This is a genomic window from Runella sp. R0.1_18 (assembly GCF_057652155.1).
Genome location: NZ_JBYFCK010000002.1, coordinates 78,267 through 99,872, shown reverse-complemented (window position 1 = coordinate 99,872; position 21,606 = coordinate 78,267). Strand labels below are relative to the sequence as shown.

Sequence of the window (21,606 nt, the reverse complement as noted above, 5' to 3'; positions counted from 1 at the left end):
CGCCAATTTTTAGAAAGCAATCGTATCACCCACTTTGACACCATATTTGTCGCAGTAGCCGCCGTTTACTTCCACTACGTATTGTGCTTCGCCATAGGAAGGCAAACTTTCCTCTGAATAAGGCTTTGCATTTTTCTGAATAGAGACGATTTTTTTGCCAGCGTCAACGTAAATAATGTCCAGCGAAATCATCGTGTTTTTCATCCAAAACGATTGCGGTGTAGCTTGTTCAAACACAAAAAGCATTCCTACCGAATCTGAAAGATACGGCCGAAACATCAGCCCTTTGGCGCGTTCTGCATCGTTTTCAGCAATTTCAACGTCGATTTTGCGAAGCTGTTGACCTCCACGTAAAAAAACAACTTCGCCTTCTTTCGTAATGCCGCTGCTCGTAGCGGCTGGAGCCGTAGCAGGTGTCGAGCTTTCGGGGAGCGCCGATGGCGCAGGGGCGTCGGCTACTGGTGCAGCTTCGTTAGGGTCTGCTACTAGCAGAGGTCTTGCGATGTACAAAACCCCTGCCAGTACAAAAATGGCTAACAAAATATAACTGAAGTAAGCGCTTCTCTTTTGCATGAATGTGATTGGGTTATGACTTACTCCTCGTATGCCCAGTCGATGCGGTGTTTCATGTCACGGATGACTAGGTTTTGAGCTTTGAAATACGAACGAATTTGGTCCACTTTCTCGTATTGTTGGGCGGCTTTGTATTCGCGGTACAGGTTGAGCATTCCATTCAAAACGGCATCGTTTTCACTGCGTTCTTCTACCAAGCCCAGAATTTCTTCCGTAAAAATGATAAAATTGTTTTTGAGGGCAGCAAATCCGTCTTCTCCCAATGCCGCAGGAACAAGCTGATTCAAATAAAGCATGTTGATGTATTTCAACATGTTAAATAGCTGCGCGATAGCCACGGCCGTGTTTAAGTCGTCGTTCATGGCATCGTAAAATCCTTGAACCGACTTCTGGATGTCAGCGACTTTCTTCTCATCCACCTGAACGCAAGGCGTTGATACTTTCAAACCTACTTCATCGCTGCTAGTGGTTACTTCGGCAGGGATATACACCATTTCTTTGATGGCTTTTAACCCATTCATTAGGCGTTTATAGGCTTTGTGTGAGCCTTTTAAGGCGTCGTTGGAGAAGTCAAGCGTACTTCTGTATTGCGACTGTAGCATGAAGAAACGGCTCGTCATAGGACTGTAGGCTTGGTCGAGCAGCGGGTGGTCGCCAGCAAACAGCTCGCGCGGTAAAAACGAATTTCCCAACGATTTGGACATCTTCTGCCCGTTGACGGTGAGCATGTTGGAGTGCATCCAATAACGCACAGGGTCGGTACCGTTGATGCCCGTTCCTTGCGCAATTTCGCATTCGTGGTGTGGAAATTTAAGGTCCATTCCACCACCGTGAATATCAAATTGTTTTCCTAAGTATTTGGTACTCATGCAAGTACACTCTAGGTGCCAGCCTGGAAATCCTTTGCCCCAAGGTGATTCCCACTGCATGATGTGCTCGGGAGCGGCTTTTTTCCAAATGGCAAAGTCGAGCGGATTGCGTTTTTCGCTGGTTCCTTCGAGTTCGCGGGTTTCGGTCAAAAGTTCGTCCAATACCCTGCCCGAAAGCTTTCCGTAACTGTGGCCTTGGCCGTTATATTTATTGATATCAAAATAAACCGAACCGTTTGATTCGTATGCCAATCCTTTCGAGATTAAGTCTTTGACCGCCTCGATTTGTTCAATCAAGTGGCCTGTAGCGGTAGGCTCAATGCTCGGCGGACGGAAATTGAGTTGGTCCAACACTTGGTGAAAATCGTTGGTATAGCGCTGGACGATTTCCATGGGTTCCAATTGTTCCAATTTTGCCATGCGCCCTATTTTGTCTTCACCTTCGTCGCCGTCGCCTACGAGGTGGCCCACGTCGGTAATGTTACGCACGTAGCGCACTTTATAACCTATGTGTGAAAGGTAGCGAAACAGCGTGTCGAACGTCAAAAAAGTACGTACGTTCCCAAGGTGTACGTAGTTATAAACCGTCGGTCCACACACGTACATTCCTACGTAAGGGGCATTGATGGCTTCAAAAAGTTCTTTCTGTCGGGTGAGGGAGTTATAAATTTTGAGTGGTTGGTTCATGAGATATATAAGTTGCTACTATTCAAGTTTTAGACTAAAATTTAAAACAGGTTAGCAGCAACATCGGAAGTAGGCGATAGTAAATTTTGTGATGGGCATAGTTAGAAATAGAATAAATGAATGCAAAACTAACAATTTGTTGTGGCATCGTGTACAAAATCCGTGCTGGAAGTTCAGTATTTGCGGATGGAACTGTAACTTTACCGGATGAAAAAACCTTTTATCGTTGGTATCACGGGCGGGAGTGCATCGGGAAAAACGTATTTTTTGAATAGTTTGATGGGCGCATTTTCAGAAGATGAAATTTGTCTCATTTCACAAGACCACTATTATCGTCCTCGGAACGAAGTCCCTGTGGATGAAAATGGGGTTCATAATTTTGACTTACCTATTGCCATCAACCATCGTTCGTACGCCGAACATATCATTCAACTTCGAGAAGGCAAACCAGTTGAAAAACTAGAATATACCTTTAACAATCCCAATATTATTCCGCAAATGCTAACTTTTCGGCCTACTCCCATTATCGTGGTCGAAGGTATATTTGTGTTTTATTTCAAAGAAATTTCGGAGTTACTTGATCTGAAAATATATATTGACGCCAAAGAACACATCAAACTCAAGCGACGTATTATTCGTGATCAGGTGGAGCGTGGATACGACTTGACCGACGTGCTTTACCGTTGGGAAAACCACGTTTTTCCTACTTACGAACAATTTATCAAGCCTTCCAAAGCAGATGCAGACCTGATTATTCCTAATAATCGTCATTTTCACCGTGGCTTAGAAGTCGTAAAATCGTTCTTAAAAACAAAAGTATCCTGATTAGTAACTTACCATTCCCAAATGGTAGGATTTTTGTGACGGCGCAAATGTTTGCCAATTTCCATCCAAAAAGCCATGGCTAAATAAATGATGATGGGAGAGCCAAACGTCAGGAACGAGGCATAAATGAAGTAGAGGCGAATGCTGCTGACCGAAATGTTGAGAACTTCGCCCAACCTCGAACAAACGCCAAAGATTTGGTTTTCAATAAAATATCGGAAACGGTACATAATAGCGTTTTAGAAGAGTTTAGAAGCGAAATTACAGAACGAAAATGTGAATGTCAAGCCTTTTAATAACAAGTTAGATAACTTGACATGTAACATTTATTTTATAATTTTGTTTCAAGGTTGCATCAAAACTTCATTGTGAATGCAATGCAAAGATAGTCAAGGCATTTTTCTGATAGTGAGCCTTTTACTTTTTAACTCATTGATTAGCGTTTGTCGGGCCTTTGTAATGTTCTTATAAATGAGGTGATTGGCAATCAATCCCTTAAATTATTTTCTCATTTTTCTTAATTTTAGTAGTACAATGCAAACAGGAACAGTAAAGTTTTTTAATGAAGCAAAAGGGTATGGTTTCATTATACTTGACGAACCGGGCGACAAACAACAAGAAATTTTTGTACACGTGACTGCTTTAGGCGGCCTTGTCATTCGTGAGAAAGACCGCGTTGAGTTTGAGGCTGTGGAAGGCAAAAAAGGCGTGAATGCAGCGAAAGTAAAGAAAATATAATCTTTACGTTGGCAAAACGTGATGGGGAACGCCTTAAAGCGTTCCCTATTTTTTTGTCCAGATGCCTTTGGCACGATTTATGATATTTTTATTAACTGAAAATTTTTAGGGTTTACAGTTATTTATGAAAGTATCATTACCAATCGGCTTGTTTTTCTTGGCAACACTCCTAGCTCAGCTCAGTTGGGCAAGCAGTGTGCAAGATTGCGATGGATTGTCGGCCCCCACGATAAGTAGTGAAAAGCAAGTAACGTGTGCTGGACAGCCGATTATTTTGAAAGCAGCAGGGTGCAGTGGAACCGTGATTTGGTCGAATGGCAAAACAGGTAACCCACTGACGGTATATCCGTCACAGACAACCACCTACACCGCCTATTGTCAAAAAGATAGCTGCAAAAGTGCTTCATCAAATGCTCTCCCCATTACTGTTACGATTCCAGCAACGCCTGTTGTAAAAGCCAATAAAACGAGCGTCTGCTTGGGCGATACTGTTACCCTGACGGCCACGGGCTGCACAGGGAACTTCATTTGGTCTAATGGCATGTTGGGGGCGAGCATTCAAGTGCAACCCATCAACACCACAAAATATACGGCCACCTGCCGTACCGAAGGCTGCGTAAGTTGCTTTGCTGACGACGTCATCGTGTCCGTTGTAGGAGGAGAACCATTGCTGATTTCTGCAACGAAAGCGGCAGTATGCAAAGGCGAAAGCAGTACACTGACAGCCCGAGGAAATTGCAGCGGGCAAATAAAATGGTCAACGGGAGAAATCGGAAAGAGCATTACGGTCAAGCCCGAGACGTCCACTAATTATTCAGTGTTTTGTGCATCGTCGGTTTGTAAAGCGGTAGAAAGTACCCTACTACTGGAAGTGGCACCGCCCGTAACGCCCGTACTAAAAGCATCCAAAACCGTCATTTGCCAAGGAGAGGAAGTAGTATTAACCGCAGAAAGCTGCAACGGTGCAGTGCTTTGGAATACAAATGCCCAAGGCCGAACCCTTACCGTAAAACCAACGCAGCAAACCCAATATACGGCTATTTGTGTGCGTGGCGAGTGCCAGAGTGGCGTGTCTCAGCCAGTGGTTATTTCGGTACAGAGCCAAGCCCCTGCTACGCCCGCTGTGGTTGCCCAACTCAAAAATAGTTGCCCATTTGTGACGGTAGATTTATCGAGCGCGCTTCAACAAAAAGCCGCTGAAGGGGTTTATTACGAAGCCCGAATGGGTAACTCGCCTACGTCAGCGTTGGTAGCTGATGTGGGAGCCATCTCCGAAAATCGCACTTACTATTTATTCGCACGTAATGCCAATGGTTGCTACAGTGCGCCAGCGGCGGTGGCGGTGAGCATTACGCCTTGCGACAAGCCATTGGCAGTGTGTATTAATAACCCCGCGACGGCAGTCATTACCATTACGGAGCGTACAACCATTGGAAACCACTACCTTGAAGGTAAAATCGGAGGCTCGGCCAGCTCGGGAACTTGGAGTAGCAATGGCACAGGAACGTTTAATACCACCAACGGACTGTCAGTGATTTATGCCCCTTCGCCCGAAGATCGTCAGGCGGGAAAAGTGACGATTCGGTTTAGCAGCGACGACCCCGATGGAGCAGGCCCTTGTCAGGCAGGTTCGTCGCTGGTTGAGCTCAAAATAGATGCAAATACCGACAGGCCGAAAGAAATGGTTGGGGTTAATAAAGTAGTAAAAAGTTGGAAACGACTCAGTACCAATTTGTTCGAAATCGAATACAGCATTCAGGTAGTCAACATGGGTGCCAACGACCTCGTGGAAGTGCGGATGGTCGATAGCCTCGACAAAGTGTTTAACAACGGCGCTGTGATTGTGGGAAAACCGTCGGTGGTGGTGATGGACCCTGTCACGAACACCGAAGTAAAATGGGGACTAGACACTACCTTCACGGGTAGAAATGGCAACTATGAACTGCTGATTCCTGAAGAGTGTAATCTAACGGCAGGGCAGGCACGGGAGGTCAATTTCAAAACAACCATAGATTTTACCAACGCCCAAGACTCGGTTTTCTACAACACAGCTTTTGTAACAGCATTGGACATGAACGGCCATCTCTGCGCTGATAAATCTGCCAATGGCAACTGGCCCGACATTAACCAAAACGAAGACCCTACCGATGATGCAGAACCAACGCCCATCGCTTTAAATACCCTCCGTGGTGACGATAAAGATGTGTTTATTCCTGAAGGTTTTTCGCCTAACTCAGACGGCATCAACGATTTTTTTGTGATTAAAAAGCCAACCGCCCTCAAGGCTTCGGTGGAGATTTACAACCGCTGGGGAGGGATTGTGTATCAGGCCGATGACTATAAAAACGACTGGAACGGAGGCCCGCAAGGGGCACTTACGACAGGAACTTATTTCTATGTTATTAAACTGAGCGATGGACGCGAGTTTTCAAGATTTTTGACAATAAGCCGTTAAGTATCGTTCGTTAAAAAATTATTAAGGAGGACCCTACTGGGTAAAAATGCAACCACCCATGAATAAACTCAAGCATCTTTGTTTAGCTGCATTGGTTTCAGTTTCAGCAATGGCACAAACGCCCGTTCGTGAGACGTTGCTCCAACAAGCCAATCGTCAGTTTGATACACAAGCTTACGCCAAGGCAATTGCATTGTATCAAGACGTTATCGACGATGGGTTGCTTCCCGCTAGCCAACGTCAGATAACCTTTCTCAACATGGGGTATGCGTATCTCCAATTGGGCGATAGCGAAAGAGCAGCTAGTTTTTACCAGCAAGCATTGGCCGAAAAAGGGCTTTCGGGAGGGCTTACTACGCACTATTTACACTACGCAAAAGTGTTAGCCAACCTTGGACAGATGCAGGAATCGCAACGGTATTTTGAGCGCTACCAAGCTGAAAAACAGCAAGAAGGACGGCAAATGCAAAGTGCTCAAACCTATACCAAAAAACGAATTACGTACCGTTTAGATTACTTGGGAATTAATACTTCTGACGCCGAATTTAGTCCTATGTACTATAAAGAGGGCTTGGTGTATTTATCGGGGAAGACGTCGGTGTCTTCGGAATCAACTCAAAAAGGATACCTCGATTTGTTTTATATTCCTAATCGCGATGAAATCAAGGCAACGACCACGCTTCATTCGGATGGAACAGAAACAAGTGGCAAAGAAACCAACAGACCCACAGCCTCAGCCTCCAAAAGCAGCCGTCTGGGCAGCGATGCCTACACGCGCCCTACTTCCAACGATTCACGTACTTTGGGCAGCTATAACTCCTACGGACTTAACACCGAAGCGGCTACGTCCACGGGCGAGGTGGCCAAACCAGGGAAGCCAGTTTCGTTTAGCAAAGAATTGAATACCCGCTTTCACGAAGGCCCTGCAACTTTTAGTGCCGATGGCTCACGCATCATCTTTACCCGTAACAACTTCAATGAAGGTCAAAAAGGGATGAGCGAAGATAACAACATCAAATTAAAGTTATACACAGCGCAGTGGGGAAATGGTGACTGGACGAACGTGCAGGAGCTTGGGTTTAACAGCGACGAATACTCTACCGCCCACCCAGCGTTGAGCAAAGATGGCAATTTGTTGTATTTCGTTTCAGATATGCCAAAAGGTATGGGAGGGAAAGATATATACGTGTCGCGTTGGGAAAATGAACAGTGGTCGAAGCCCGTCAATATGGGGAAAGAACTCAATACCCGCCAAGATGAAGTATTTCCGTTTGTGGATGAAGTAGGGAATCTCTATTTTTCTACGTCAGGAAGAAAAGGTGGATTGGGTGGCCTTGACTTATACTATGCTGTGCTGAGCAAAGACGGAACCAAGGTGATTGAGGTCATTCATTTGGATGCTCCTATCAATTCTAAAGCCGATGATTTTGGCATTGTAACCGACGGGGCGCGTACTACGGGGTATTTTAGCAGCAACCGCCGCGAGGGCGACGATGATATTTACCGCTTCACGCGTGAAAGCTCGTTGTACGAATGTCGGGAGCTGTTATTGCGCGTGTTTGATGCAGAAACCATGCAGCGCCTCGACAGTGCAACGATTGCCATTCGTTCCAAAATAGGAGGAGAGTCAACCGAGAAAACACTTCAGACCGATGCCGATGGCTGGGCACATCTTTGTTTGGCGTCGGATAACGATTTCATTTTTACGGTGTCAAAAGAGGGTTTTATTGATAATACGGTCGGTTTTTCTACCCATCATCTGACCGACGACAAACCCACACGGCTAGAACTTAGTTTGGCACATCCTGCGGTAGTTCAAACCATGGTGAGCCAAAACGAAGACCCTCAAAAAAAAAAAACATCCCTGACTGATTCGCTTCAACACCTCAAACATTCGCGCGTTAGGGGAATCGTACGAACCGAAACCGACCGTCAACCGATTGAAGGAGTATTGGTAAGGTTACGAAACGAATGTGATAAAAAAATATACGAAACGATTACAGGGCCTGATGGTAAGTATGATTTTGAGATTTTGGAAGGCTGCGACTATACCTTGATTTACTCCAAAGACACCTACGGTACAAACACCCTCAAAATCGCCAGAGTACCGAAGAAAACCGCACCAAAAGTATTGTCAAACGACGTGGGGTTACTAAAAAAGGGGGATATTGTGCAATTAGATAACATCTACCACGACCAAGGTAAACGCACCATTAGCCCTGACGCCGCCCGTGAACTGGACAAGCTAGTGGCTACGATGAAGCGTTACCCGTCGTTGCAAGCGGAGATTCTTTCGCATACCGATAGCCGTGGTGAAGCTAGTCGCAACAAAACAGTATCCCAAAATAGAGCACAAGAAATTGTTAACTATATGGTAGCAAAAGGCGTGGCCCGTAAGCGATTAAAAGCAACGGGAATGGGCGAAAGTATGCCAGTAAACGGGTGCGTTGATGGGGTGATTTGTACGGAAGCCGAATACAGACGCAACCGCAGAACCGAATTTAAAGTGGTAGAAATCAGATAAACAACGCTTTTTTTGAGCAAACGCCATAAATCGTCTATTTTTGGTGCGTCGGTAGGTGTATTGCCTTTCCGTATAACCATTATAACTACGAAAAAATGGGCTTTCGCTCTTCGCTTAGTAAGCCGCTGGCTCGGTATATCGCTAACCAGCAACAAGGGTGGATGTACAACGCACCCGCCGCTCAAGACAAATGGCGTCAGCGCCTGATTGGTCAAGCCAAACATACGGTGTTCGGACGAGACCACTTTTTTAAGGATATATATTCGTACGAAGATTTTAAACAAGCCGTCCCTGTTCGTGATTATGAAGACTTGAAAGGGTATATCCAACAAGTCATCGACGGGCAAGACGATGTCTTGTGGCCTGCTAAACCGATTTACTTTGCCAAAACATCGGGTACTACTTCTGGTACTAAATACATACCTATTAGTAAAGACTCTATCTCCAATCACATTGATTCGGCGCGTAATGCCCTTTTGAATTACATTCATGAAACAGGCAAAGCGGAGTTTTTAGACCAAAAACTTATCTTCTTGTCGGGTAGTCCTGTTTTAGATACCAAAGGAAGCGTGCCCACGGGCCGTTTGTCGGGTATCTCTAACCACCACGTGCCCGCTTACCTACGCACCAATCAAATGCCTACCTACGAAACCAATTGTATTGAGGAGTGGGAAGAAAAACTAGAGCGTATTATCGACGAAACGATTCATCAGCCGATGTCGCTTATCTCGGGCATTCCGCCTTGGGTGCAGATGTACTTTGACCGTATCATTGCGCGTACGGGCAAACCCATCAAAGATGTTTTCCCTGATTTTCAATTGTTTGTTTATGGTGGGGTAAATTTTGAACCTTATCGTGCCAAATTATTTGACTCGATTGGTAAAAAAATTGATTCGATTGAAATGTACCCTGCTTCGGAAGGTTTTATTGCTTACCAAGATTCCCAAGATGCTGAAGGGTTGTTGTTGTTGGCCGATACAGGTATTTTTTACGAGTTTATTCCTGCCGACGAATTTTTCAACGAAAACCCGACTCGCTTGAGCCTCGAACAAGTGGAAGTGGGTAAAAACTACGCCTTGATTATCAACAATAATGCGGGACTTTGGGGGTATTCGATTGGCGATACGGTTAAGTTTGTTTCCAAAGACCCTTACCGTTTGCTGGTAACGGGACGCATCAAACACTTTATTTCGGCTTTTGGCGAACACGTCATTGGCGAAGAGGTGGAAAAGGCACTTCAATACGCGATGCAGCGCCACCCCGAAACGGAAGTCGTAGAATTTACCGTGGCTCCGATGGTGACCCCTTCAGAAGGACTACCTTATCACGAGTGGCTCATTGAATTTGCAACACTTCCTAATAACATGGAGCAGTTTGCAAAAGATATTGATGAACGTTTGGCAAAATTAAACGTCTATTACGATGACTTAATTTCGGGAAGTATTTTACGGCCGCTTAAAATCAATGCCCTGCCCAAAAATGCGTTCATTGATTACATGCGTTCGCAAGGGAAATTAGGTGGGCAAAACAAAGTCCCTCGTTTGGCAAATGACCGAAAAATAGCCGATGCTTTGGCCAAATAACCAATAAAAGCCCCAAAGGCCAGAAGAAAGGTTGCTGTAAAAAGGCAGCCTTTTTTTATTGATTTTTGCCCGTAAAAACAGCTAAGAATTAGGCACGGTTTTTGATTTCTTTGTGATAAAACGTAGAGTGGTTTTTTGCAACTACCTGATAATCTACCGATAAATAATTGGGTAATTGTACAATTTTTTACTAACTTTACGTTAACAAAGCAAAATCAGCTATGGAAAAGCGGCGTCCTGTGACTTTTTTAAGACTATACGTCGCAATGTTTAACTAACCAAAATTTGTTTTGAAAAGGAAACAATGTCTTATTCTTTCAACACTTCTGTTGTACACAGTAGGAGCGCAAGCCGAGGGCTTTAACGAATCTACTTGTATCCGTTTTTGTGACGAACCATTGCCAGTTTACGAAAAGCAGGTACTTACTTATTTTCAATCTGCGTTGATGCATACAGCTAGTATGCCCCTTCACGAGATAAAACCTCGCGCGCAGAAATTCTTTCGTGTGATTGAACCGATTCTAAAGCAGTACCAAGTCCCTTCAGATTTTAAATACCTGTGCGTAGTCGAAAGTGCACTTGAAGCAAAGGCAGTTTCACACCGAGGTGCTTATGGGTACTGGCAATTTATGCCACAAACAGCCCGTGCGATGGGCTTAGTCATCAACGGAAACGTCGATGAGCGGGAAGATTTAGTGAAATCTACACACGCTGCTTGTCAGTATTTTGTCAATCTGTACCACGAACTTGGGTCGTGGTCGATGGTAGCCGCTGCTTATAACGCAGGGCCTACCAAAGTAAGAAAATACTTGGGTAGGCACGGTAAAACGGGGTATTACAAACTTCGTATCAGTGCCGAGAACCGTAAGTATCTCTACCGCGTATTGGCGGCAAAAGAGCTCTTTACGCGCCCAGAGGTATATGCACCAGTGATCCTGGAAGAGATTTCTCTCGTTAAATTTATGAAGCAGTTTGGACTGGCTTTGGGCTTGGTAGCACCACCTAAAATTAAGGTAAAACCAAATGCTACCAACGAATTGCAGCTTGCGGAAGTTGTAACTTCGCTCAATGAAGCGATGGTAACAGGCTTTGAAGAGCTAATACCGCTTTCGTTCAAACGAACAGGGGTATTTCATTTTCCTTATAATGAGGAAAAAGCAGATCTCGAATTGGCACAAAATTCGGAAAAGCACCAGCGCTACATTTGGTGGCGTGCCATCCGATTAAACTACCGCCGCCGCAACGACCTCAAAGCGCTGTTGGCTGAGTCGCGTAGCTTAGACTTGCAGATGCCTTCGCCTTTGGCGGCGTAGGGTCTCCAATATTACCAACAAAAATGGCGATTTTCATTTGAAAATCGCCATTTTTGTTTTTTAGTAGGTTGATGAAGAGAGGTGTTACTTTCTATCAATGCTCATTACGCTTGTTTCGCTACTTGGATATTGAAGTGAAGTTTTACTTCGTCACTTACTACCACACCACCTGCTTCGGTTACTGCTCCCCAGTTCAAACCAAAATCTTTACGGTTGATTTTTCCTGTAAGTTCAAAACCTGCTTTGGTATTTCCGTAAAAATCTACCATTTGACCACCGTAGTTAACGGCAAGGCTGATAGATTTTGTTACACCTCTAAGGGTCAAGTCTCCCGTAAGTGTAAATTCATCATCACCTTTTTGAACAAATGACGTAGAAGCAAATGAAAGTGTAGGGAAGTTTTCTGCATCAAAGAAATCAGCGCTCTTCAAGTGACCATCGCGCTGTTCCATGTTGGTGTCAATGCTGTTTACATCGGCTGTAAATTGGATGCTCGCACCGTCGAAGCTATCGCCTTCGGTTTGAACTGAACCTTCAAATGATTTGAAGCTACCCGTTACGGTTGAGATCACAAGGTGCTTTACTTTAAACTGTACTTCTGAGTGTGTTGGGTCGATTACCCATGTTGAAGTTGCCATTGCTGTATTGTCTTAATTGAGTTATATCAAAATTGATGATGCAAATATATATGTATATACATATAATGTCAATACATTTTACGAAAAATATTTTTTACAACATAAAAAAACCGCTTTAGGAGTGTCTAAAGCGGTTTTTGGGAAAAATAAAATTGGATTACGCCATTTCAGTAATGCCCATGATAGGCACCTCTTTCGGCTCATTATGGCGAATGTAGGTTTTAAAGAAGCTGCGAATTTTAAGATAAAGTACGCCTAGTACGGCTTCTTTGAAAATTTTGGTGGACATTTTAGAAACGCCTTTGGTACGGTCGGTGAAAATGATGGGCACTTCCGTAATTTGGTACCCGTATTTCCAAGTATTAAACTTCATTTCAATCTGGAAAGCGTAGCCCACAAACTTAATGTCGTCGAGACCAATGCCTTGAAGCACTTCGCGTTTGTAGCAAATGAAACCCGCCGTAGGATCCATGATTTGCATACCCGTTACGAAACGCACATACACCCCCGCAAAGTAGGACATTAGTACGCGCCCCATTGGCCAGTTGACCACGTTAACACCCTTGATGTAACGCGAACCAATCGCCATGTCGCTACCGCCTTCGGAACAGGCTTGGTAAAGGCGTTCTAAATCAGCAGGATTGTGCGAGAAATCGGCATCCATTTCAAACAGATAGCGGTATCCTTCCCGAATTGCCCACTTGAAACCGTGGATATAGGCCGTGCCTAGTCCTTGTTTACCTTTTCGTTCCAAAATATGTAAGCGACCAGTAAATTCGTTTTGAAGCTCTTTTACTTTGAGTGCAGTGCCATCGGGCGAGCCATCATCCACAATCAGGATGTCAAAAGGCTGCGAAAGACCCATCACACGGCGAATAATCGCTTCAATGTTCTCAATCTCGTTGTACGTCGGAATCACTACCACACACTCTTTCATAGCTTTAGCGGGTTTGGGGATAATAACTGCTCTAATACAAAAACGATTCCAAACTATGATAAGTATGTGACAAAATCGTTAAAAAGAGTTAATTTTTATAGGTTGCTAGAATATTCCTTCACAGTGTCAATAAAACAACGCACTTTGTCTGGGTCGGTGTCAGGATAAACGCCGTGTCCTAAGTTAGCGATGTAGTTCTGTGTTCCAAAAGTATCTATCATCTTACGCACCTCTTTGCGAATTTGGTCATAAGGCGCGTACAATACGCAGGGGTCGAGGTTGCCTTGAAGGGTTTTGTTAGGAATTAGCACGCGCGACTCAGCGGCGTCCATGTTCCAGTCCAGTCCTACCACCGAACAGCTCAATTGTCCAATTTCTTGGCGGGCAAAAAACGCTCCTTTGGCAAAAACCGTAACGGGGGCTTCGTTAATGGCATCGCAGATTTGTTTGATATAAGGCAACGAATACTCGCGGTATTGCTCTGGAGAAAGAATTCCTGCCCATGAATCAAAAATCTGAACCAAGTTAGCACCTACGGCAATTTGGGCTTTTAAATACGCAATGGTGCTGTCGGTGATTTTTTGAAGCAACTTATGTGAAAACTCAGGGTCGGCATACAGGGCTTTTTTGGCTACCGAAAATGTCTTTGACCCACGGCCTTCTACCATGTAGCAAAAAATAGTGAATGGAGCGCCCGCAAAGCCAATGAGTGGTACGCGGCCGTTGAGGTCACGCTTCACGATTTTGATGGCTTCCAGCACATAGCCTAAGTCCGCTTCGGGGTCGGCAATGCGCAAGGCGTCGATATCGGCCGTAGTTTTAACAACGTTCGGAAATACGGGGCCGCGTTTTTCTTCCATTTCATACGGCAATCCCATGGCCTCGGGCACTACGAGAATGTCAGAAAAAATGATGGCAGCATCTACGCCCAACAAATCAACGGGCTGGATGGTCACTTCGGCGGCTAGCTCGGGCGTGGTGGCCAATTGGATAAAACTCCCTGCTTTCTCGCGCACAGCACGGTACTCGGCTAAAATTCGACCCGCTTGACGCATCATCCAAACAGGTACACGTTCGGTTTTTTCTCCGCGTGCAGCACGCAGAAACAAGTCATTTTGTAGTAATTCCATACTGCAAATGTACGAATAAGCGGGCAGTTGAGATGGGGGTAGGGGTAGAAATATCCGTTTAATAAAAAAGCCGCCAGCGGGTTTGACTCCAATTGGCGGCTAGGGGTTTATAGAGAAAGGTTACGATGCTAATCCGTCGAGGGAAAGATGGCTATTGTAAAAACGTAAATCAATCAAATCGGGAGGGAGTGTTTTGGTGTTCCAGTGGCGGTGAATGCTCAACGCCGCCCCCAACGAAGTCGCCTGGGCTACCGATGCCGCAAATACCTCTAGGTCAGGAAAAGCCCCTGCCAACAGATTCATATAAATTGGGTTTTTGGAAAAACCACCGTCCACAAAAATCCGCTTGACAGTTGAGCCTCTTAAAACCAACTCCGTCGAAATGATTTGCTGACCGACAATGTCCAAAATCAACTGGTGATACGCTTGCTCATACGATTCAAAGGCCGACAAATCTCTTTTTCCAAACAACCCTTCCGTCATCGGAGGTTTTGAGAGGCTTTCAAAGTCGATGCCTTCGGTTTTTTTCTCGGTTTTGAGTTGCTGAATGATGGCTGCATCAAACGCTACTTTTTTGTAAAAATCAAGGTCTTTTCCGAAATGCGTCGCCAATCGCTTGGTTTGTAGCTCGTGTTCGTAGCCCGCAAACAAGCGAGATGCCTTCACAGGTTTGCCGTTGTACTGCATGTAGCACAAACAGTCGTATTGAAGCTCTTCGGCTGTGAGTGGCGTATGATTGTAAGGGTTGAGGCTAATGCACCACGTGCCCGTTGAAATCAATACAAAGGGCTCTAAAAAGCTAACCAAGTACGGAATCAAAGCCGATGAACTATCGTGCAAACCGACGCCCACAATGCGCTCTTGCTCATTGAGCACATGAGTTGAAACCACGTCTGCGGGTTGAATAGGAGCAAGTTTATCCCCGATTTGCTCCTTGGATACCCAAGCGTGGTAATCATTCGTATCAAAATCCCAAAGGTTGGTATGGCAACCAATGCTCGTAATATCGGAAGCAAATTGCCCCGAAATCAGCGAACTTACGTATTGGGGTAAGTGCAGGGAATACTTTATTTTTTCAAACAACGCAGGGTTTTCGTGCTTCAGGCGATAAATAATCATGCCCGAATTGAGGCTACCTAAAATAGGGGAGGCCGTTTTGCGAGAAAATTCCTGTTCGCCGCCGTAGGTATCATAAAATTGGTTCTTGAGTGCCTCAGGGTACGGTTTTAGGTAATTGTACAAAGGAGCAACGGGCTTGCCGTCTTCGCCTACGTGAACAAAACTTGCTCCGTAGGTTGAAAAATTAATGGCTTTGACGTCGTAGTCTTCTAGCGATAACACTTCTTGGAGCGATTGGATGACCCAATCAGTCAAGAGGTCAACGTTTTCGCAAGGGTCGCCGTCTTCGTCGGTTGTTTCGGGAAATTGCCCCGATTTTTCCAAAACGATACGGTAGTTTTCGTCAAAGAGAAATACTTTTTTGTTGGTTTTACCAATGTCCAATACGGCACAAACAGGAGTTTTCATCTTACAGACCAGTCGCTACAGTTTTAAGACCACGTTCGGCGATGAGATTTTCGCGTACTTTTAAGTGACGGAAAAGCCCCAGCGGGTTCAATGCCCCGCCTGCCCGAAGGCGAGCTTCGGCTACGATTGCGCGAACGTCGGTACGGAACGCATTTTGGAGAATTTCTTGGCAACGAACCACATCGCTGACGGCTTGGGCTTCTTCAAGGGCTTTTCTATCGACCGAAAGCGCTTGGGCATAAGCCATCATAATTCCTTCTACAGACTGTAGTAAGTCTTCTAATGGGTCTTTGACGTTGTGCGAAGCATCAATCATCCAGCCCAAATCAGTCGCATGATTCATGCCACGGGCGTCCATACCGTCCACCAATTCATTGAAAATAAGGAACAACTGGTAAGGCTTCATGGCACCTGCCGTGAGGTCGTCATCGCCGTATTTAGAGTCATTGAAGTGAAAACCACCGAGTTTTTCTTCCATCAACAAAAGCGCAACGATTTGCTCAATGTTGGCGTTGGGCAAATGGTGTCCCAAATCAACGAGCGTATAGGCGCGGTCGCCGAGTTTTTGTACGTACGAATACGATTGCCCCCAGTCGCCTACGGTCGTCGAATAGAAGTTAGGTTCATAGGCTTTGTATTCCAAGAACATCTTCCAGTTGTCGGGCATGGCCGCATAAATCTCGTGAAGACTTTCAAGGGTATTTTGGTAAGCTCTACGGAAATTGAGTTGTCCAGGAAAACACGAACCATCCGAAAGCCAAACGGTCAACGATTCCGAACCAAGCTCGATACCGTGCTTAATTACTTCAATGTTATGTTCAATGGCTTGTTTACGAACGCCTTTATCAACGTTTTGTAACGAACCAAACTTATAGCTTAACGCTTGGTCGGCTTGGTCTTGGAAGGTATTGGAGTTAACGGCGTCAAATTTCAAGCCGTGTTGTGCTGCCAGCGCTTTAATTGCTTTGGCATCTTTTGGAATATCCCAAGGAATATGGAGCGAGATTGCGCCCGATGCTTGATTCAAGGCGTGTAATAAACCTACGTCTTCAATTTTTTCTTCGAGGCTGCGCGGTTCGCCACCACCAGCAAAACGGCCAAAGCGCGTTCCGCCCGTTCCAAGTGCCCACGAAGGAATGGCGATTTGAAAATCAACCAATTTTTGAATGATGGCTTCGGCATTTTCAATTTCTGAAACAGCGAAGCTCAAACGGCGTTGATGTCCCGTAAGTAGGTCATCGTTGTGCTGTTGTATTTTATACTTTTCGAGTTGCATGGTAAGAATTGGGATGAAGAAGTCAAAAAGCAGGTTATACTGATAAAATCTAACGCCTGAATTCAGGCGTTAGATTCGAGTATTAAACTAACCTATGATGAAAAAACAATTTTTTTTAGCGAACAAACGCCATGGCTACTCCGCCATCTACGTTCAAAACGTTACCCGTTGACTTGCTGAGTAAGCCTCCTACGAATGCGAAACAAGCGTTGGCGATATCGTCGGGAAGGATGGCTTCGTTGAGAAGCGTGCGTTTGGCGTAGTACGCAGGAAGTTCTTCGATGGTAATGCCATAAGCTTTGGCGCGCCCTGCTGCCCAGCCACCTGCCCAAATGTTTGAATCAGCGATTACGGCGTCTGGATTGACGGTATTAACGCGAATTTTATCTCCGCCCAATTCGGCTGCATTCAGGCGACTCAAGTGTAACTGAGCTGCTTTGGCCGAGCCGTATCCTGCGTTGTTTGGCCCCGAAACAAGGGCATTTTTACTTACAATATTGATGACATCGCCCCCAAAACCTTGCTTGCGCATCACTTCTACGCCCGCTTGCGTCACAAGGAACTGCCCTTTGACGAGGATGTCGTACAAGCGATCCCAATCTTGAAGGGTATGGTCTTGGATGGGTTTTGAAATACTGATACCTGCGTTGTTGACGATGATGTCAACCCCGCCAAACGCTAAGGACGCGGCATCCATCGCATCCACGATGCTGGCGGCGTCGGTTACGTTAAGGAGCGTAGTCGATACGGAATCTCTGCCAAACTTCTTGACAAATTCGTCTTTCGCCCCTTCAAGGCGTTCTTCGTTGATGTCATTAAGAACTACAACGGCGCCTTCTTCGGCAAACTTTTTGGCGATAGCTTTACCAATCCCGCCTGCGCTACCAGTCACCAACGCTACGCGTCCTGATAAAGCTTTGGGTTTGGGCATCCGTTGGAGTTTGGCTTCTTCCAACAACCAATATTCAATATTAAAAGCTTCTTGACGGGGCAATGCTGTATATTCTGAAACAGCTTCGGCGCCTTTCATTACGTTGACGGCATTGATGTAGTACTCAGAGGCCAAACGGGCCGTCGTTTTATCTTTTGAGAAGGTAAACATCCCCACGCCTGGGTACAAAATCACGACGGGATTAGGGTCGCGCATGGCAGGGCTATTAGGGTGTTTGCAAGCTTCGTAATATTCGGAGTACATCGCACGGTAGGCTTCAAACGCAGGCGTCAATTTAGCTTTGATGGCCGCTACGTCTGATAGGTCTTCGTCGGGAGCAAGTTCAAGCACCAACGGAGAGATTTTTGTGCGGAGGAAGTGGTCTGGGCAAGAAGTCCCGAGGGGAGCCAATTTGTCCAAATCGTTTGAGTTTACAAACTCCAATACGCGTGCATCGTCGGTGAAATGTCCCACCATTGTGCGGTACGAAGAGCAGAAACCACGCAAAATGGGTGCTAACTTAGATGCTTGTTTGGTACGGGCTTCCACAGGAAGGCTCTCGATTTTTGGGCCTCCGAATACAGGACGCGTCTTACCATAATTTGCTTCTAAGTATTCGGCGCATTTTTCAATGACTTCGAGGGTATTGAGGTAACTTTCGTACGCCGTGTCACCCCACGTAAACAAACCGTGCGAGCCAAGCATAATACCACGTAATTTGACACCGCGCGAAGCGGCCTCTTCCAAACAAGCGCGGAGCTGAAGGCCAAGCTCAAAACCTGGGCGTTGCCAGCCTACCCAACCTACTTCACCACCAAACAATTCTTCGGTGATTTTCTTCCCGTCTTTGGCCGCGGCAATGGCAATGGCTGCATCTGGGTGAAGGTGGTCGATGTGCGCAAATGGTAAAAATCCGTGGAGAGGAGTATCAATAGAAGGTGCTTTTGAGGCGAGATCAAAGATACAGTGGTTGAACAATTCTACCATTTCATCTTCAAACTCCACACCACGATAAACGTTTTCGAGGTTTCGTAAGCGCTCCATGTACAATGCCGCGCATCCTGACTTTTTGAGCGTACCAATGTCTCCGCCTGAGCCCTTTATCCACATTACTTCGACATCTTTGCCAGTAAGTGGGTCTTTATCCGTAATTTTAACGGACGTGTTACCGCCTCCGTAGTTAGTCAAACGAAGATCGGCGCCCAGAATGTTGGAACGATAAATAAAAAGAGCTACTTCGTCGCCCGCGAGTTCGGCGGCTTTGGCTTCGTCCCAAAGATAGCTCACATGTTTGAATTGCGTGGTAGTCGCTGACATGGTGTTTTGTGCGATTATGAATAGTATAGTACCTGTTCTGAGATTGATAGTACAAATTTAGGTGACGCTTCTTGGGATAGTGTCATGTACCTTCATGGACTATTTTTATATTTTCTTATCTTTTATTTTTACGACCATGAAAGCAATGATTGTTACCCAAACTGGAGGGCCTGAGGTTTTATCTTTAGAAGACCGTTCTGTCCCTATTTCTACTGGTACAAAGGTGCTTATCCGTGTTTATGCGGCGGGCATCAATCGTGCCGATATTTTGATGCGTCAAGGTCGTTACGGGATTTCGTCGCAGCCACCTACCGAGCCGCTGGGGCTTGAAGTGGCGGGGATAGTGACCGAAATTGGCGAAAATGTGTCGCGCTGGAAAGTGGGTGATAAGGTGTGTGCACTCATCAAAAATGGCGGATATGCCGAGTACGCCTTGGCCGAAGCAGACCATTGTTTGCCTGTTCCAATGGGCATGTCGTTTGAAAAAGCTGCTTGTTTGCCCGAAACGACAATGACGGTTTGGAGCAATGTGTTTCAACGAATGCAATTAAAAACGGGCGAAAATTTTTTGGTACACGGAGGCACGAGCGGGATCGGTGTCACGGCGATTCAGTTGGCAAAGGCGTTTGGCGTGCAAGCGTTTGCTACGGCAGGCAGCGATGAAAAATGCCGTTTCTGCGAAGAGCTTGGCGCAGTTTGTTGTGTCAATTACAAAACGCAGGACTTTCTGGAGGAGCTAAAACCCTACGGGATGGACGTGATTTTGGATTACGTGGGAGGCGATTATACGGCCAAAAATATCCGTCTGCTACGCACCGATGGTCGTTTGGGCTTTATTGCGAGTTTAGGCGGGGCACAATCTCAGTTCAATATTTTGGAAGTAATGAGCAAGCGAATCACGATTACGGGAAGTATGCTTGCCCCGCGCGACGACGCGTTTAAGGCGCAGTTGGCGGCCGAGGTGGAAAAACACGTTTGGCCGTTGATAGAAGCTGGTACGTTTGAGCCTATTTTGTATAAAACTTTCCCGTTAGAAGAAGCCGCTGAGGCACATCGCCTGATGGAAAGCAGTGAGCACATTGGGAAGATTGTCCTTCGTATGAAATAAAAAGGTCGGGTTGTAAGCAACCCGACCCACGTTTTGTGCTGAGGGTTGCTCATAACCCGACCAATGTTTTGTGTGGAGGGTTGCTTACAACCCGACCGAAAACATTCAATCTTTTTAAACTCCTTCAAACTGACGCAAGAAACGAACGTCGTTTTCTGAATAAAGACGAAGGTCGCGAACGCCGTAACGGAGCTGAGCAATGCGCTCAACGCCCATCCCAAACGCAAAACCTGTGTATTCTTCGGGGTCGATGCCGCAGTTGGCCAATACGTTCGGGTCAACCATGCCACTTCCCGCAATTTCTACCCAACCCGTTCCTTTTGAGAGGCGATACGTTTCTTCGGTATCGGTACCTAACCAAATGTCAATTTCGGCGCTAGGTTCGGTAAAAGGGAAAAATGAAGGACGCAGACGAATCTTCACGTCTTTGTCGAACATCTCTTTGGAGAAATGATAAAGGGTATCTTTTAAGTCTTTGAAACTTACGTTTTTATCGATGTAAAGCCCTTCTACTTGGTGGAAGAAGCAGTGAGCGCGGGCCGAGATGGCTTCGTTGCGATATACCCGCCCTGGCATAATGGCGCGAATAGGCGGTTTTTGACGCTCCATCATCCGAATTTGTACGTTGGACGTGTGCGTACGCAATAGCATATCTTGAGTAGGGTCTTCGGCGTTTTTAGCCACAAAAAACGTATCCTGCATTTCGCGGGCAGGGTGGTTTTCGGGGAAATTCAACGCAGTGAAGTTGTACCAGTCTGACTCGATTTCGGGGCCGTCGGCTACGCTAAAGCCCATGCGCTCAAAAATTTCGATGATTTTGGCGCGTGCCAACGTCAGCGGGTGAATGCTGCCTAGCTGGTTTGAAGCAACCGGTAGGGTTAAATCAATGGCTGGGCCAGCATTGCCACCGTCGTTTGACTCGAATTCTGCTTGAATGGCCGTAAAACGGTCAGTAGCAAAGTTTTTGAGGGCATTCAGTTCTTGCCCTACCACACGACGGGCTTCTTTTGGGATGTCTTTGAGTCCTTCAAACAAGGCTTCGACCGCCCCTTTTCGACCTACAAATCGCTGGCGGTATTGTTCTAACTGCTCTTTGGTAGCAACTTCAAACTGCTCAATTTCTTGATATATCTCTTTGACGCGTTCTGTTAGCATGGGGGTGATTGGTGACTTTA

General features: G+C 45.8%; 17 protein-coding genes. 7 read left to right on the top strand and 10 right to left on the bottom strand.

All coding sequences use genetic code 11. The features are described from left to right. Positions 1-9: 9 nt before the first annotated feature. Positions 10-573, bottom strand: a complete 564-nt coding sequence (locus tag AC23P2_RS03280) for a DUF192 domain-containing protein (protein WP_487771864.1) — start codon at positions 571-573, stop codon at positions 10-12. Between the two features lie 20 nt (positions 574-593). Next, complete coding sequence (cysS, locus tag AC23P2_RS03275; RefSeq protein WP_487771863.1) at positions 594-2,129, bottom strand: cysteine--tRNA ligase; 1,536 nt, start codon at positions 2,127-2,129, stop codon at positions 594-596. A 207-nt stretch (positions 2,130-2,336) separates the two neighbouring features. Between cysS and udk the strand changes: the two genes are divergently transcribed. Beyond that, positions 2,337-2,954: a uridine kinase gene (udk, locus tag AC23P2_RS03270; RefSeq protein ID WP_028525988.1), complete on the top strand. Its 618-nt coding sequence runs from the start codon at positions 2,337-2,339 to the stop codon at positions 2,952-2,954. Positions 2,955-2,962: 8 nt separating this feature from the next. Here the strand turns inward: udk and AC23P2_RS03265 are convergent, their stop codons facing one another. After that, positions 2,963-3,184 carry a PspC domain-containing protein gene (locus AC23P2_RS03265; RefSeq protein WP_028525989.1) on the bottom strand — a complete coding sequence of 74 codons (222 nt, stop codon included), beginning with the start codon at positions 3,182-3,184 and terminating at the stop codon, positions 2,963-2,965. Between the two features lie 304 nt (positions 3,185-3,488). Here AC23P2_RS03265 and AC23P2_RS03260 point away from each other — a divergent pair, with 304 nt between their 5' ends. From AC23P2_RS03260 to AC23P2_RS03240, 5 genes are all read left to right on the top strand, one after another. Further along, positions 3,489-3,692, top strand: coding sequence for a cold-shock protein (locus tag AC23P2_RS03260; RefSeq protein ID WP_028525990.1), 204 nt, complete (start codon positions 3,489-3,491; stop codon positions 3,690-3,692). 124 nt (positions 3,693-3,816) lie between these two features. Continuing rightward, positions 3,817-6,147, top strand: coding sequence for a T9SS type B sorting domain-containing protein (locus AC23P2_RS03255; RefSeq protein WP_487771862.1), 2,331 nt, complete (start codon positions 3,817-3,819; stop codon positions 6,145-6,147). 58 nt (positions 6,148-6,205) lie between these two features. Next, on the top strand, positions 6,206-8,671 hold the full coding sequence (locus AC23P2_RS03250) for an OmpA family protein (protein WP_487771861.1): 2,466 nt from the start codon (positions 6,206-6,208) through the stop codon (positions 8,669-8,671). Positions 8,672-8,766: 95 nt separating this feature from the next. After that, positions 8,767-10,254, top strand: a complete 1,488-nt coding sequence (locus tag AC23P2_RS03245) for a GH3 auxin-responsive promoter family protein (RefSeq protein WP_487771860.1) — start codon at positions 8,767-8,769, stop codon at positions 10,252-10,254. A 290-nt stretch (positions 10,255-10,544) separates the two neighbouring features. Continuing rightward, positions 10,545-11,567: a lytic transglycosylase domain-containing protein gene (locus AC23P2_RS03240; RefSeq protein WP_487771859.1), complete on the top strand. Its 1,023-nt coding sequence runs from the start codon at positions 10,545-10,547 to the stop codon at positions 11,565-11,567. A 104-nt stretch (positions 11,568-11,671) separates the two neighbouring features. Here AC23P2_RS03240 and AC23P2_RS03235 read toward each other — a convergent pair whose 3' ends face one another. From AC23P2_RS03235 to AC23P2_RS03210, 6 genes are all read right to left on the bottom strand, one after another. Beyond that, positions 11,672-12,205 (bottom strand): YceI family protein, encoded by a 534-nt coding sequence (locus AC23P2_RS03235; protein WP_122933394.1) that lies wholly within the window; start codon positions 12,203-12,205, stop codon positions 11,672-11,674. Positions 12,206-12,362: 157 nt separating this feature from the next. After that, positions 12,363-13,142, bottom strand: a complete 780-nt coding sequence (locus AC23P2_RS03230) for a polyprenol monophosphomannose synthase (RefSeq protein ID WP_122933393.1) — start codon at positions 13,140-13,142, stop codon at positions 12,363-12,365. Positions 13,143-13,237: 95 nt separating this feature from the next. After that, the gene (gene hemE, locus AC23P2_RS03225; RefSeq protein ID WP_487771858.1) at positions 13,238-14,272 is read right to left on the bottom strand and encodes a uroporphyrinogen decarboxylase; all 1,035 of its coding nucleotides are present in this window, start codon (positions 14,270-14,272) and stop codon (positions 13,238-13,240) included. Between the two features lie 120 nt (positions 14,273-14,392). Beyond that, positions 14,393-15,799, bottom strand: a complete 1,407-nt coding sequence (locus AC23P2_RS03220) for an FGGY-family carbohydrate kinase (protein WP_487771857.1) — start codon at positions 15,797-15,799, stop codon at positions 14,393-14,395. Position 15,800: 1 nt separating this feature from the next. Next, positions 15,801-17,075 (bottom strand): sugar isomerase, encoded by a 1,275-nt coding sequence (locus AC23P2_RS03215; protein WP_472488177.1) that lies wholly within the window; start codon positions 17,073-17,075, stop codon positions 15,801-15,803. A gap of 115 nt (positions 17,076-17,190) precedes the next feature. After that, on the bottom strand, positions 17,191-19,323 hold the full coding sequence (locus tag AC23P2_RS03210; protein WP_487771856.1) for a bifunctional aldolase/short-chain dehydrogenase: 2,133 nt from the start codon (positions 19,321-19,323) through the stop codon (positions 17,191-17,193). Between the two features lie 136 nt (positions 19,324-19,459). On the opposite strand from AC23P2_RS03210, the gene AC23P2_RS03205 reads away from it, so the two are divergent. After that, on the top strand, positions 19,460-20,431 hold the full coding sequence (locus AC23P2_RS03205; RefSeq protein ID WP_487771855.1) for an NAD(P)H-quinone oxidoreductase: 972 nt from the start codon (positions 19,460-19,462) through the stop codon (positions 20,429-20,431). Between the two features lie 114 nt (positions 20,432-20,545). Here AC23P2_RS03205 and pheS read toward each other — a convergent pair whose 3' ends face one another. Then, positions 20,546-21,586: a phenylalanine--tRNA ligase subunit alpha gene (gene pheS, locus AC23P2_RS03200; RefSeq protein WP_487771854.1), complete on the bottom strand. Its 1,041-nt coding sequence runs from the start codon at positions 21,584-21,586 to the stop codon at positions 20,546-20,548. Between the last annotated feature and the right edge of the window lie 20 nt (positions 21,587-21,606).

Excerpts from the sequence above, each read along its gene's own strand:
- cysS (WP_487771863.1), bottom strand. The coding sequence starts at position 2,129 with ATGAACCAACCACTCAAAATTTATAACTCCCTCACCCGACAGAAAGAA.
- AC23P2_RS03235 (WP_122933394.1), bottom strand. The coding sequence starts at position 12,205 with ATGGCAACTTCAACATGGGTAATCGACCCAACACACTCAGAAGTACAG.
- AC23P2_RS03220 (WP_487771857.1), bottom strand. The coding sequence starts at position 15,799 with ATGAAAACTCCTGTTTGTGCCGTATTGGACATTGGTAAAACCAACAAA.
- AC23P2_RS03260 (WP_028525990.1), top strand. The coding sequence starts at position 3,489 with ATGCAAACAGGAACAGTAAAGTTTTTTAATGAAGCAAAAGGGTATGGT.
- pheS (WP_487771854.1), bottom strand. The coding sequence starts at position 21,586 with ATGCTAACAGAACGCGTCAAAGAGATATATCAAGAAATTGAGCAGTTT.
- AC23P2_RS03265 (WP_028525989.1), bottom strand. The coding sequence starts at position 3,184 with ATGTACCGTTTCCGATATTTTATTGAAAACCAAATCTTTGGCGTTTGT.
- AC23P2_RS03250 (WP_487771861.1), top strand. The coding sequence starts at position 6,206 with ATGAATAAACTCAAGCATCTTTGTTTAGCTGCATTGGTTTCAGTTTCA.
- AC23P2_RS03210 (WP_487771856.1), bottom strand. The coding sequence starts at position 19,323 with ATGTCAGCGACTACCACGCAATTCAAACATGTGAGCTATCTTTGGGAC.
- udk (WP_028525988.1), top strand. The coding sequence starts at position 2,337 with ATGAAAAAACCTTTTATCGTTGGTATCACGGGCGGGAGTGCATCGGGA.
- AC23P2_RS03245 (WP_487771860.1), top strand. The coding sequence starts at position 8,767 with ATGGGCTTTCGCTCTTCGCTTAGTAAGCCGCTGGCTCGGTATATCGCT.
- AC23P2_RS03255 (WP_487771862.1), top strand. The coding sequence starts at position 3,817 with ATGAAAGTATCATTACCAATCGGCTTGTTTTTCTTGGCAACACTCCTA.
- hemE (WP_487771858.1), bottom strand. The coding sequence starts at position 14,272 with ATGGAATTACTACAAAATGACTTGTTTCTGCGTGCTGCACGCGGAGAA.
- AC23P2_RS03280 (WP_487771864.1), bottom strand. The coding sequence starts at position 573 with ATGCAAAAGAGAAGCGCTTACTTCAGTTATATTTTGTTAGCCATTTTT.
- AC23P2_RS03205 (WP_487771855.1), top strand. The coding sequence starts at position 19,460 with ATGAAAGCAATGATTGTTACCCAAACTGGAGGGCCTGAGGTTTTATCT.
- AC23P2_RS03215 (WP_472488177.1), bottom strand. The coding sequence starts at position 17,075 with ATGCAACTCGAAAAGTATAAAATACAACAGCACAACGATGACCTACTT.
- AC23P2_RS03230 (WP_122933393.1), bottom strand. The coding sequence starts at position 13,142 with ATGAAAGAGTGTGTGGTAGTGATTCCGACGTACAACGAGATTGAGAAC.